The organism is Mucilaginibacter sp. (assembly GCF_028288105.1).
Lineage (GTDB): Bacteria > Bacteroidota > Bacteroidia > Sphingobacteriales > Sphingobacteriaceae > Mucilaginibacter.
In genome coordinates this window covers 1-12,951 of the sequence record NZ_JAQBOI010000200.1, presented here as the reverse complement: position 1 = coordinate 12,951, position 12,951 = coordinate 1, and the positions used below count along the sequence as shown (strand labels likewise).

11 protein-coding genes and 1 pseudogene are annotated in these 12,951 nt (G+C 41.2%); 9 read left to right on the top strand and 3 right to left on the bottom strand.

All coding sequences use genetic code 11. The annotated features are described in order from the left end of the window. The 5 genes and pseudogenes from JWQ85_RS13730 to JWQ85_RS13710 all read left to right on the top strand — a co-directional run. Positions 1-479: pseudogene (locus JWQ85_RS13730) on the top strand (oxidoreductase); the annotation flags it as partial. Positions 480-709: 230 nt separating this feature from the next. Further along, the gene (locus JWQ85_RS13725; protein ID WP_299468877.1) at positions 710-1,129 is read left to right on the top strand and encodes an OsmC family protein; all 420 of its coding nucleotides are present in this window, start codon (positions 710-712) and stop codon (positions 1,127-1,129) included. A 78-nt stretch (positions 1,130-1,207) separates the two neighbouring features. Beyond that, on the top strand, positions 1,208-1,798 hold the full coding sequence (locus tag JWQ85_RS13720) for a DUF4230 domain-containing protein (RefSeq protein WP_299468875.1): 591 nt from the start codon (positions 1,208-1,210) through the stop codon (positions 1,796-1,798). Between the two features lie 77 nt (positions 1,799-1,875). Continuing rightward, on the top strand, positions 1,876-3,255 hold the full coding sequence (locus JWQ85_RS13715) for a pitrilysin family protein (RefSeq protein ID WP_299468873.1): 1,380 nt from the start codon (positions 1,876-1,878) through the stop codon (positions 3,253-3,255). A gap of 15 nt (positions 3,256-3,270) precedes the next feature. Next, on the top strand, positions 3,271-4,605 hold the full coding sequence (locus tag JWQ85_RS13710) for a pitrilysin family protein (RefSeq protein WP_299468871.1): 1,335 nt from the start codon (positions 3,271-3,273) through the stop codon (positions 4,603-4,605). A gap of 57 nt (positions 4,606-4,662) precedes the next feature. Here the strand turns inward: JWQ85_RS13710 and JWQ85_RS13705 are convergent, their stop codons facing one another. From JWQ85_RS13705 to JWQ85_RS13695, 3 genes are all read right to left on the bottom strand, one after another. Then, entirely contained in the window at positions 4,663-5,793 is a 1,131-nt protein-coding gene (locus tag JWQ85_RS13705) for an AI-2E family transporter (protein WP_299468869.1), read from the bottom strand. A 143-nt stretch (positions 5,794-5,936) separates the two neighbouring features. Further along, positions 5,937-8,102 carry a tetratricopeptide repeat-containing sensor histidine kinase gene (locus tag JWQ85_RS13700; protein ID WP_299468867.1) on the bottom strand — a complete coding sequence of 722 codons (2,166 nt, stop codon included), beginning with the start codon at positions 8,100-8,102 and terminating at the stop codon, positions 5,937-5,939. Positions 8,103-8,248: 146 nt separating this feature from the next. Further along, positions 8,249-9,727, bottom strand: a complete 1,479-nt coding sequence (locus JWQ85_RS13695) for a glycine--tRNA ligase (protein ID WP_299468865.1) — start codon at positions 9,725-9,727, stop codon at positions 8,249-8,251. 212 nt (positions 9,728-9,939) lie between these two features. Here JWQ85_RS13695 and JWQ85_RS13690 point away from each other — a divergent pair, with 212 nt between their 5' ends. The 4 genes from JWQ85_RS13690 to gldF form a co-directional block, all read left to right on the top strand. Then, complete coding sequence (locus JWQ85_RS13690) at positions 9,940-10,647, top strand: ATP-binding cassette domain-containing protein (protein ID WP_299468863.1); 708 nt, start codon at positions 9,940-9,942, stop codon at positions 10,645-10,647. 185 nt (positions 10,648-10,832) lie between these two features. Then, entirely contained in the window at positions 10,833-11,363 is a 531-nt protein-coding gene (locus JWQ85_RS13685) for an outer membrane beta-barrel protein (protein WP_299468861.1), read from the top strand. A 143-nt stretch (positions 11,364-11,506) separates the two neighbouring features. Beyond that, a complete protein-coding gene (locus tag JWQ85_RS13680) occupies positions 11,507-11,992 on the top strand; it encodes a hypothetical protein (protein ID WP_299468859.1) in 486 nt (161 codons plus the stop codon). A gap of 119 nt (positions 11,993-12,111) precedes the next feature. Beyond that, positions 12,112-12,951, top strand: an 840-nt coding sequence (gldF, locus tag JWQ85_RS13675; RefSeq protein WP_367186213.1) for a gliding motility-associated ABC transporter permease subunit GldF, incomplete at its 3' end; no start/stop codon positions are given.

Genomic DNA, 12,951 nt, shown 5'->3' with positions numbered 1-12,951 from the left:
ATGAATATGGCGGCTCGTTCGAGAACCGCATTCGTTTTTTGCTGGAAATTATTGAAGCCGTGAACGAGGTTTGGCCGGCAGATTATCCGCTGTTTGTCCGTTTATCTACAACAGAATGGACAGAAGGAGCATGGACAATTGACGACTCTATCGCGTTAGCAAAAATATTAAAAGATAAGGGAGTTGACCTGATAGATTGCTCTACCGGTGGAAATGTTGCCGGCGTGCAGATCCCGTTAAAACCCGGTTACCAGGTTGAATTTGCCGAAGCGATTAAAAAGCACACAGGTATACTTACCGGTGCGGTTGGACTGATAACAGAAGCAAAGCAAGCCGATGAGATCATCCAAACCGGGCAGGCCGATCTGGTAATAATGGCCCGCGAATTACTGCGCGATCCGCATTTCCCGCTGCAGGCTGCACACGAGTTGGGGCATGAGGTAAAATGGCCGGTACAGTACGAGCGGGCGAAATGGTAAAGCCTCACCCCGGCCCTCTCCAAAGGAGAGGGAACAATGGTTTTAAAGTCCTTTCCTTTGGAGAGGATTTAGGTGAGGCTATTGCAAGTAGAGAGGGTCGACCAGCGCAGCGCAATCGGGGTGAGTAAACTACGACGGAAGCCTTTTAATTTATGATTACTTAACACCTAATATTTTAATTCAATCTAACATATTATTAAATTAGCAAAAACTCAAAAAAACATACAACTATGAAACGTACAGCAAACGCACATTGGAACGGCACCTTACAAGAAGGTAAAGGTGAAATAACCACACAAAGCACTACTCTGAACAAAACACAATATTCTTTTAAAACCCGTTTTGCCGATGGTGTGGGCACTAACCCCGAAGAACTGATAGCTGCTGCACACGCGGGCTGCTTTACCATGGCGGTTGGCGCGGCTTTATCACAACAAGGCATTACCCCGGGCGATCTGACTACCGACGCTATCCTTGATCTGGATATGCAGGCTTTAGAAATTAAAGGCATCCATCTGGAGCTTAAAGCATCTGTAATTGATGGTGTTGACGAAGCAAAATTTAAAGAAGTTGCCGAAGGCGCTAAAGCAGGCTGTATAGTATCAAAAGCGCTTAATGTACCTATTACCTTGAACGTTACTTACGCTTAATTAAGCATAAATATATGATAAACAGCGATGGCCAAAACCATCGCTGTTTTATTTTGTAGCTATTGATAAACTATTAATATGTTTAATACCCAACGCTCCCGCATTTCATTAACCCTATCGTTTGCCCTTGTTATCACCGGGTTTTTAATATTCCTTTTCTTTTACATCAAACACGAATTTAATACCACCCGTGCCGAGGTTACCGAAGATGCAATGGTAACACGTGTAGTAGCTATGGGGAAGCTGGAACTGGTTAAATATGCTATGAAAGATGTGGTAGAGAAAAAAGAGCTGCATATGATACTGCCCGATTCAAAAGTGCTGTTTGTAGCAGTAGGAGAGGTAACCGCCTGCATCGATCTTACAAAAGTTAAGAAGGATGATATCAGCCAAAGCAAGGATACTGTGGAGATAACGCTGCCCCAGCCGGAGATCTGTTACGTAAAGCTGGATCATCAAAAATCAAGGGTGTATGATGTATCGGGCGTGTGGTTTCCCGATAAAACACGCACGATGGTAGAGGATGTATACAAGCTTGCCGAAAAAAAGATGCTTACTACTGCTACCGAAATGAACCTTATAGGCAAAGCCCGCGAAAATGCCGGGTTAATATTTAAACCATTCCTGGAGAATATATCCGGGAAAAAAGTGGTTATAAGATTTAAATAAAACGGGTAACTAAATTTTTAATTATATGTAATATATTTAGGGAATTGTAATCTAATGTTATAATCTCACAACTTAGTATGACCCTAAAAATTACCAAACTTTTAACCCTTACTGCGGTTGGCATAGCAGCCACCTTATGCGTGGTTGCCCAGCCCCGGTTACCCGAGGGCTACTTTTATAAAAAGATGCCAAACGGGCTGGATGTTGTTGTTATTGAGAACAGCAAGGTTCCCCTTACTACCATCGAAATTGCTGTAAAGAATGGCGCCTACACCGAAGGGCCGGAGTACAGTGGCCTTTCGCACCTTTTTGAGCACATGTTTTTTAAAGCCAATAAGGATTACCCCACACAAGAGAAATTTTTAAAACGCACGCAGGAACTTGGCGCTATCTGGAATGGCACTACCAGCAACGAGCGGGTGAACTATTACTTCACCGTAGGTAAAGATAGTCTGGATGCCGGTTTAAAGCTGATGAATGCATCTGTGCGTTTCCCTATATATAGGGAAGAAGATATGACCAAAGAGCGCCCTGTTGTTGATGGTGAGTTTCAGCGCAACGAGAGCAGCCCGGGTTTCCAGCTATATTACGATATCAGTAAAAACCTTTGGGGCGATCTGATAACCCGTAAAATGCCAATTGGTATCCACGAGGTTATTAATACCGCTACGCCCGAAAAGATGATGATCATCAAAAACAAATATTACTTCCCTAATAATAGCCTGCTTACTATTTGTGGTGATATTAAACATGAGGATGGCTTTAAAAAAGCAGAGGCTATTTTTGGCGATTGGGCAAACAGTGGTTTCAACCCGCACGAAAAGTACCCTATCCCAGCCTTTAAACCGGTTGAAAAAAGCGTTGCTTTTGTAAAGGAAATGTCGATAGCGCGTACGCCGTTCATGATGTATGCATGGCAAGGGCCCGCTTATATGGCCGATTCGGCGTCTACTATTGCTGCTGATGTGTATTCAACCATATTGGATCTTAACTCATCAAAACTACAGCAAGCGCTTGTTGATAAAGGCCTGGCATCGTCTGCAAGTATAAGCTACAATACCAGCCATTATACGGGCATGATATCGTTATTTGTGGTGCCAAACCCAACAAAAATTAAGGAGTGTTATGACGAGGTGAAAAACCAGATGAGCCAGTGGGGCAAAGCTGATTATTACACTGATGAACAATTAGCCGATGCAAAGGCGATTTTGCTGCGTAACCATAGTCGGGAGATGGAGAAGCCATCATCGTTGCCATCGCAGTTAAGTTTCCAATGGTGCAGTACATCACTTAATTATTATACCGATCTTACTGATAATTATCAGAAAGTAACCCGCGCAGATATTGCCAAATACATGAATACTTATATAGTAAGCAAACCCATGGTATCGGGCATTATATTAACGCCGGAGGCAAGCAAGGCAGCAAATGTGGCTTCGTTTTTTGTAGCTAACTAATTTAAATAAAACACGATGAAGAAATATATATATCTATTGTTAATTGCTGCTGCAACTACGGGTGTTAAACCTGCTTTTGCCCAGCAAAAAGCATACGAAATGATGGTTGATGGCGTAAAAGTTATTGTACAGCCAAGCGGTAACGATATTGTTGAGATACAAACCGTTATTAAAGGGGGCGTGCAAAATTACCCGGCCACAAAAATGGGTATCGAATCAATGGCGATGAATGCCCTTACCGAGTGCGGTACTTTAAAGCACGATAAAAATGCCTTCAAAAATCAGTTGGATAAGATCAGCGCGGCAGTTTATGGCTACACCAACAAAAACTTTTCTGTTGTAAAACTAAATTGTATTAAAAGCGATTTGGATACGGCTTGGCCTTTATACGTTGAGGCAATCACCATACCTAAGTTTGATGCCAAAGAGTTTGAACGCATTAAACAAGATGCCATAACTGAACTAAAATCGCAGGACTCTGACCCAGACAATGCCATTGATAAGTATGCCGATAAAATAGCCTTTGCAGGCAGGGATTATGTAAAAGACCCTAATGGTACGCCAGAGATCATTCAAAAACTTACTCCCGAAGAAACCAAAACATACTACCATTCGGTATTGATTAAATCGCGCATGCTGATTGTTGTGGTTGCAGATCTTGACCGTGCCGCTATTGAATCCAAAGTAAAAGGTATGTTAACCGGTATTAAACAAGGTGCGCCTTTCGAATTGAAGAAATCATTTTTTAGGGCATACAAAAATACTTTCTCGGGCGAAAGCCGTGAACTGGCTACTAACTATGTAGAAGGCGTAACCAGCGGCCCTGCACCGGGCACACCAGATTTTGATGCCTTTAACGTTGCTATGAGGATATTTGCTGATAAGCACTTTTTAGATATACGTACCAATAACGGTTTATCATATGCGCCACAATCATGGTTTAGTGTTGGTGCAACATCGGTAGCTAAATTTTCGGTATCAACCACCCAGCCGGATAAATACATTGCTGTGTTTGATAAACTGGTTGACAGGATAAAAACCCAGGGCTTTAACGCTGCCGAGGTTGCCGATATGAAGGTTACTTACTTAACCGGTTTCTATTATAAAAACGAAACTAACACCGCGCAGGCATCATCAATAGTATCTAACGAGGTGCTGCATAATAACTGGAAGCGTTCGTTAACTCTTGCTGAAGATGTGAAGAAACTAACGCCTACGCAGGTAAGCGATGCTTTCCGTAAATATATTGGTAACATTATTTGGGTGTACCAGGGTGATACCAAAAAGGTAAATCCGTTGCTGTTTACCAACGGTACTTTAAACAAAGGTGATAACGCTGTAACTCATTAATTAGCTATAAATTAAAGGTACAAGCCTAAGCAGATAGTAGCAAATTATGCTATCTGCTTAGGGCTTTTTTATTATAGGCTCTTTAACCGGTAATACAGCTTTTCTTTTATTGCGGTTTCGCCACATATCGCCTTTGTGGTGGGTAGGTACATTATCGCCCAGTAGCTTACCCCAGGGTTTAAGATCGTCAATACGATCAAACACTATCTTTAATACAGCTACAAATGGTATGGATAAGAACATGCCGGATAGCCCCCAAAGCTGATTCCCCAGCAACACAACAATTATCGACATTAAGGCGTTTATCTGCACTTTTGATGATACAATGCGCGGCACCAGTATGTTATTATCAATAAATTGAATAACAATATAAGCCGCAATCACGCCCAGTTGGGTAGAATAGCCATCTTTAGTAACAGTGGCCATTAATACAGGTAGTGCTATCGCGATAATGCCCCCTAAATAGGGTATCAGATTTAGGATAGCACCTATACAACCAATCAGGATCCCGTACTTTACACCCAATAATACCAATGCTGTCGAGTTCATGGCGGCCACAATGATCATCTCTATTAGTAAACCTACAATATAGCTTTGTATGGCTGCTTTTGTTTCGCTCAATACATCGCTTACTTTTTTAGAGTTCTCTTCAGAGAAAACTTCATATAAAAAATTTAGGATCAATGTTTTATAGAACAGCATCAGAAAAATGTAAACCGGTAGCAAAAAAATAATGGCCAGCGTACCCAAAACGCTGTTAACCGTGCGGCCAAGCACAGCCTGGCTATTGTTTAGCGCGTCTTTTAACATTTGCTCCTGTTTGGTGATCTCCACCCCGAAAGTGCCTTGTATCCAGTTTTTAAGGTCGATAGTTATCTCTTCAAACTTTTTTTGCAGTGTAGGCAGCGAATCACCAAATTGGATAATTTGTGTGCTGAGGAAATAGAATACCGTTGCCACGCCTAATATCATAATAAGCATAGCAATAGCAATAGAGATGCCTTTAGGTATTTTATGCCGTTGCAGGCGGTTGCAAAGCGGGTTTAGCAGTATTGCCAAAAAAGCCGCGAAGGCCAGCGGCACCAAAATATCTGCCAATTGTATAAGCACATAAACCAATAGTATAAGCCCGAATAATACAGCTGTACTTTGTATATAAAAAGGCTGGTCTTTAATTTTTATAGACATGTAATTGTGTTTGCATATTAAACACAAAAGGAGCATAGGCGATAATTGTTTGATGATAATAAAAAAGCGCCATTACCAGAAGAGGTAATGACGCATTGTAAAGCCGCAATGTTTTTTAATTATTGTTCAATTGTAACTATATGTCACTTTTTGTTGAAAATGTTTTTAGCCAGTGTAAAGCTTAGCTCCGTACCCTCGTTAAGTGTGCTTTTCGCCCATATTTTACCGTTGTACTTTTCAACAAGGTCCTTGCAGAAAACAAGGCCCATACCTGTGCCAACCTCATTGTGTGTGCCCGGCTGGCTGTTTACTTTGCTGTTAAAGAGCTTATCAAGCTGTTGTTCGGTCATACCGATACCCCGGTCGGTAACGGTGAATATAACGATGTCATTCTCTATCCGTGCCGAAGCTTCAATAGTGCTATCTTGGTGGGAGAATTTAATAGCATTGGTTAAAAAGTTATGAATAACTATCCTGATAGAGTTAGGATCGGCCCGTACAGTATGAACCGCACTTACTCTGTTTAACGGAGTAATGTTTTTAAGTTTAAACTGGTCTTCAAGGTTGGCCAGTTCAACTTTCACAACATCATACAAACAAAAGCTTTTGGTGGTATCCTCAACATTATCTACCTGGCTGTTTATCCAAAAAAGCAGGGTATCTAAAAAGTTTGATGTATGCTCTAATTTACCAAACACACCTGGCACCATTTCTATAAATTCGGTGTGTGTAATGTCCTTATCTGTCATTAGCGAAAATAAGCCGCGTAGGGTGCTTAATGGTGCCCGCAGGTCATGCGCCAATATACTTATTAGGCGGTCTTTCAGAACGTTTAGTTCATTTAGTTTATCGGCCTGGGTAAGTACTTCCTTATTCTTTATCTCTAATAAGGCGTTAGCTTTAAGTTGTTTGCGCTTGGCATTGTAGTAAACAATCAGCATAATGGTGATTATCACAATAATACCGGCATAGATAAAGTTTGTGCGCCGCTGCTGAGCCAGTTTTTGCTCAAGCTCCGCTTCTTTCTGATGGGTTTTGCGCTGGTTGCTTTCAAATGCGATAGCCAGGTTGTAAGAGGTGAGTTTTTGCAGGCTTTCGTTGTTTTTAAGGCTATCCTTTAGGCTTACATAAAGCAGGTGTTGCATATATGCTTTATCAAATTGTTTAAGCCCTGCAAGGGCTTTGCTTAGTTGTAGCGTTGCTTCGGCACGTGTGTTAGTGCTTTGCAGGTTATTTGCAGTTTGCTGAGCCAATAGGGCATATTTGTAAGCTTTATTGTAATCTTTCTCCAGGTTGTAGATCAAGGCCAGCCCAATGTACGCGTAAGCTTTGTTATATTTAATATTGCTTTTTATGGCCGAGGCCAGCGAACGGTTCAGATAATAAATAGCCGAATCGGGATTTACGGTGTAATAATGATACAGGCCAATATTATAATATATAAGACTAATGCCTTCCTCATCACCAAGCTCGTGGTAAGTAGCTGATGCACGTTTAAAATAGTTGTAAGCCTTTGCATATTGTTTTTGTGCAAGCATTACCTCGCCAATGTTTTGGTAACAGGTGCTTATGCCCTGCTTATCGTTTAGCTTAAGCCATAAGCTGTTGGCTTTATTAAAATAATCGAGCGCTTTGGGGTAAAGTTCAAGGTGTTGCATAACTACACCAATGTTGCAGTAGTTGTTAGCAGCAGATAACTGATCGTTAAGTTTAAGGTCTATGATGAGTGATTTAAAATAATAATCAAGCGCCTTATTAAAATCGCCTTTGTTATCATAGGTAATACCAATGATGGCGTAACAGTTAGCTATATCGATTTCGTTTCGCAGCTTTTTACGGATCACAAGTGCCTGCTCAAAAAATTTTATAGCCTGGTTATAATTCCCCAGGAAATCTTGCACCCTGCCCAAACCTATATATACCTCGCTAATACCAAATTGATTGTTTATTTGCCGGTAAAGTTTTAAAGATATGTTGTAATTGTTATTGGCATTAACATAATTGCCTTTAAACGAGTTTACCCTGCCCAGTAGCCTGTTACCTGTAGCTATGCCTTTGGTATAGTTGAGCTTTTTTGCTGAATTAATAGCCAGGTTGGCAAAATAAATAGTGCTATCCGGAGCCGACTCATAATATTTTTCCGCAAGCTTATTTAAGCGGTTAATGGTTGTAGTGTCATTACCTTTCACCTGTCCGTTTGCCGTTAATATTAGCTTCTTAAGGCTATCGGTTTCGCCATTCTGTGGAGTGGCTATTACACTCGCACTTGCCAGGCAAATAAGAAAAATAATGATGTAGAGTGACTTCAACCGAATTAGGGATATATTACACTAATGTATAAGTTTTTAATAGTAAGTAAATTACTTAGCCCTTATTAGTTAAATTTATAATGTTTATAAATAAAAAAAGCCTGTAGTAATACAGGCTTTTACGTATCGTTTTAAGAAAGGTTGGCTTACAATAAATTCTTCCAGCTTACCATACCACCAATGATCTTTTCCAGGTCATCAGCAGCTACACGCTCCTGTGCCATAGTATCGCGGTGGCGAATGGTTACAGTATTATCTTCAAGGGTTTGGTGATCTACCGTGATACAAAAAGGTGTACCAATAGCATCCTGGCGGCGGTAACGTTTACCAATAGCATCTTTTTCCTCGTATTGTAGGTTAAAATCAAGCTTTAGTTTGTCCATTATCTCGCGGGCTTTCTCTGGCAGGCCATCTTTTTTGGTCAGGGGGAAAATAGCTGCTTTAACCGGGGCAAGGCAAGGATGCAGGCGCAGTACAGTACGGCTATCCTGTTTCTCGTCGGTGCTCAGGTCTTCTTCCTCAAACGCGTTGATCAGCGTAAGCAGGAACATCCTATCCAAACCTATCGAAGTTTCAATAACGTAAGGGATATAGTTACCATAAGGTTTGCCGGTTTCGGGGTCAACCTCAGGGTCAAAGTACTGCATTTTTTTGCGGGAGAATTTTTCATGCTGACTTAAATCAAAATCGGTACGGCTGTGTATACCTTCAACTTCTTTAAAACCAAACGGGAAATCAAACTCAATATCAAAAGCGGCATCGGCATAATGCGCCAGCTTGGTATGTTCGTGATAACGATATTTAGCAGCATCTGTTCCTAAAGCAAGGTGCCATTTTAGGCGGGTTTCTTTCCATTTTTCAAACCACTCGCGTTGTGTGCCGGGGCGTACAAAGTATTGCATCTCCATTTGCTCAAACTCGCGCATGCGGATAATAAACTGGCGGGCAATAACCTCGTTACGGAAAGCCTTACCAATTTGCGCTATACCAAACGGGATTTTCATCCTGCCAGATTTTTGAACGTTAAGGTAATTCACAAATATACCCTGTGCTGTCTCCGGGCGAAGATATATAGTGTCTGATTCATCAGCAATAGCGCCAACCTGTGTGCTAAACATCAGGTTAAACTGGCGTACTTCGGTCCAGTTGGCAGTGCCGCCGATAGGGCATTTTATATTTTGTTCTATGATCAGTTCGCGCAGGCGGGGCAGGTCTTCAGCTTTCAGCGCGTTATCCATCTCTATCTGTAACTCTTCAGCCTCGCTGGTTTTGCCTTCTTCATCCAGTTTCGCTATGCGGTCTTCCAGTAACTGGTCGGCACGGTAGCGTTTTTGGCTGTCCTTGTTGTCAATCATCGGGTCGCTGAAGCCGTCAACGTGGCCGCTTGCTTTCCAAATGGTTGGGTGCATAAATATGGCCGAATCAATACCCACAATGTTCTCATGCATTTGCACCATTGATTTCCACCAGTAGGTTTTAAGGTTGTTCTTCAATTCCGAACCGTTTTGGCCGTAATCGTAAACAGCGCTTAAGCCATCATATATTTCGCTGGATGGAAAAACAAAGCCATATTCCTTACAGTGCGATATTACATTTTTAAAAAGTTCGTCGGTTGATTTGCTCATAATAGGGGCAAAGATAGTTTTTAGGGATGAAAGGTTAAAGGCGAAAGGTAAATAGAGATAGAAGAGTAATTTAACCACAGAGAACACAGAGATTACACAAAGGGCAGTGAGAATACGCTCTGTGCTCTCTGTGGTTTTTACTTTGTGTCCTTTGTGGTTAAATATTTAATATGCTTTTATCAAATCTCATATCTAAAATCTATTTTTACCGCATGAGTATCCGGGTAGAGGCATTAACAAAAGTTTACGGGCAGCAAAAAGCGGTTGACAGTATCAGCTTTGAGGCAGGCACAGGCGTGCTGGGTTTTTTAGGGCCTAATGGTGCGGGCAAAAGCACCACCATGAAAATGCTTACCTGCTTTATTCCGCAAACATCGGGTACGGCATCTGTTTGCGGGTTTGATATTAGCAAGCAACCACTTGATGTTAAGCGTAATATAGGCTACCTGCCCGAAAGTAACCCACTTTACACGGATATGTATGTAAAGGAATCGATGGCGTTTGTGGCGGGGATACATGGCCTGCATGAGCCCGATAAACGCATTGCCGAAGTTATTGAACAAACCGGCCTTGGCCCCGAGCAACATAAAAAAATAGGGCAGCTATCAAAAGGGTACCGCCAAAGGGTTGGCCTGGCGCAGGCTATTCTGCATAACCCGCAGGTGTTGATACTGGATGAACCAACCTCGGGCCTTGATCCAAACCAACTGGTTGGGATACGGCAACTGATAACCGAATTAGGAAAAACAAAAACCATTATATTATCTACCCATATAATGCAGGAAGTTGAGGCGGTTTGTAACCGTGTAATCATCATTAACCACGGTAGCATAGTTGCTAACGATACCCTTGCTAACTTACGTGGCCAAAATAATAATAATACGCTCGAGCATATTTTTATTGGGCTTACAAATAATTAATAAAAAAGCTACATATCTAAAATAGGAGTCTTTAAAGTGCTTGTTTTCAAGTGTTTTTAAATCGTGATTTCACGAAAAAGTAAAAAAGTTTGTAACGACAGACAGGTAACCGGCGTCTATATGTCCAAACCAGGCAAAGCAGACTACCCTGCTACGCTTTTACTTAAATTAACAATTTAAAAATTATGAAAAAAGTATTATTATTATTAACCGTATTATGCGGTTTGTCAATCAGTTCATTCGCCCAATCATCTTCAGAAGGTGGTAAATTTAGCATCGGTGTTGAAGCCGGCTTGCCACTTGGTGATGTTAAAAACTTTACTAATTTTGTTATTGGCGGTTCGTTAAAGTATGATCATCCAATTGCAGAAGGTACTTTCGTAACGATTTCAGCAGGTTATAACAAATTTTTAGCAAAAGATGAAGCTAAAGATGCCGGTTATAAATTTTATGGTATCCCTGTAAAAGCTGGACTTAAACATTTCTTTGCTGAAGGTTTTTATGGTGAAGCACAAGTAGGTGCGGCATTCACAAAAGAAAGTGTTAATGTTGATGGTTTTGGTAATATTAGTGGCAGCAAAACTGCATTTGCTTATTCACCGGGTATTGGTTATGCGTTTGGTGGCGGCTTAGATCTTGGTGTACGTTACGAAGGCTGGTCAATGAGTGGGAGTACTGTTAGCCAGGTTGCTGCCCGTTTAGCTTTCAGTTTCTAATTAATTTTAATTTTATAAAAAGCCCGGGGATATTTCTCCGGGCTTTTTTGTTCGCTTTTTGTTCGTTTTTTAAACAAATGGCGTTGAATATTTGTTGTAAATTTATGTTTGTTCCTAATTATCAACCTTATATAACTAAAATCATGAAAAAATTATTACTGTTATTAGCAATTGTAGGTGGTACAACATTTACAACATTTGCACAATCAGACAAATCAAGGTTTAGTATTGGCTTTGAAGGTGGTATCCCTTTAGGTGATGCGAAAGATGTTTACAGTGTAGCCCTGGGCGGCTCATTAAAGTATGAATTGCCTATTGCAACCAGCACTATGTTCACTTTATCTGGTGGTTATACTTCTTTTAAAATTAAAGATGACTTTGGTGGCGGTTCAAGCGGTTTTGTGCCATTGAAAGCCGGTATCAAATACTTTTTTAACGAAGGCTTTTATGGTGAAGGCCAGTTAGGTGCTGTTTTTAGCACCGAAAGTGGTGGAGGTACAGCATTTGCTTATGCCCCGGGCATTGGTTATGCCCTTGAGGGCGGTTTTGATATCGGCGTTCGTTACGAAGGCTGGTCACATGACGGAACCATTAGCCAGGTAGGCGTACGTATAGCATACGGTTTCTAAATAAGCCTAAATAATTGAAAAGCCCGGGATATTGTCCCGGGCTTTTTTGTTTAGCATCATTTTAGTATTGCTGCACAATAATCGTATTTTCGGGCGTTTATCATTACAATTCTTATAAAGTGTTCAGCATACTCAAGAAAGAAATAACAACCTACCTCAGTTCGCTGGTGGCTTATATAACTATTGGGGTTTTCCTGCTTGTTTTAGGGCTATTTTTATGGGTATTCCCAGATACCAGTATATTGGCCTACGGTTATGCCGGTTTAGATAGCCTGTTTAGTACCGCGCCATACTTGTTTATGTTTTTGGTACCTGCTATTACCATGCGCTCACTTGCCGAGGAGAGGAGAGAAGGCACATTCGAACTTTTACTTACCCGCCCGTTAACCGACATACAAATAGTACTTGGTAAATACTTTGCCGGGGTAGCAATAGTGCTTTTTGCATTAGCGCCAACCCTGGTATATTATTTTAGTGTTCACACATTGGGTACGCCGCAAGGTAACATAGATACAGGTGCGGTTATAGGGTCTTATATCGGTTTGTTCTTGTTAGGGGCGTCATTCGCGGCTATTGGTTTGTTTGCCTCATCGGTAAGTAAGAACCAGGTTATCGCATTTACTATAGCGGTTTTCCTGTGTTTCTTCTTCTATAGCGGGTTCGATTCATTAAGTTCCATACTATCCCTGCAAAACCTTGGCTTGCAAAGTTTGGGCATTACAGAGCATTATCAATCAATAAGCAGAGGCGTGTTAGATACCCGCGATCTGATATATTTTATTGTTTTAGCCACCCTATTTATCTGGCTTACGTTGTTTGTGCTGAACAGGCAGGCAGGAAAGAAATTTATTAATACCGTTTTCCTGAGCGTACTGGGTATTATGTTGTCTTTAAGTATATTGTCGGGCAAGTTATTTACCCGGTTCGATTTTACTAAAGAGAAACGCTTTACCATATCG

Bases quoted from the DNA above. Each gene is read 5' to 3' on its own strand.
- JWQ85_RS13725 (WP_299468877.1), top strand. From the start codon at position 710: ATGAAACGTACAGCAAACGCACATTGGAACGGCACCTTACAAGAAGGT.
- JWQ85_RS13720 (WP_299468875.1), top strand. From the start codon at position 1,208: ATGTTTAATACCCAACGCTCCCGCATTTCATTAACCCTATCGTTTGCC.
- JWQ85_RS13715 (WP_299468873.1), top strand. From the start codon at position 1,876: ATGACCCTAAAAATTACCAAACTTTTAACCCTTACTGCGGTTGGCATA.
- JWQ85_RS13710 (WP_299468871.1), top strand. From the start codon at position 3,271: ATGAAGAAATATATATATCTATTGTTAATTGCTGCTGCAACTACGGGT.
- JWQ85_RS13705 (WP_299468869.1), bottom strand. From the start codon at position 5,793: ATGTCTATAAAAATTAAAGACCAGCCTTTTTATATACAAAGTACAGCT.
- JWQ85_RS13695 (WP_299468865.1), bottom strand. From the start codon at position 9,727: ATGAGCAAATCAACCGACGAACTTTTTAAAAATGTAATATCGCACTGT.
- JWQ85_RS13690 (WP_299468863.1), top strand. From the start codon at position 9,940: ATGAGTATCCGGGTAGAGGCATTAACAAAAGTTTACGGGCAGCAAAAA.
- JWQ85_RS13685 (WP_299468861.1), top strand. From the start codon at position 10,833: ATGAAAAAAGTATTATTATTATTAACCGTATTATGCGGTTTGTCAATC.
- JWQ85_RS13680 (WP_299468859.1), top strand. From the start codon at position 11,507: ATGAAAAAATTATTACTGTTATTAGCAATTGTAGGTGGTACAACATTT.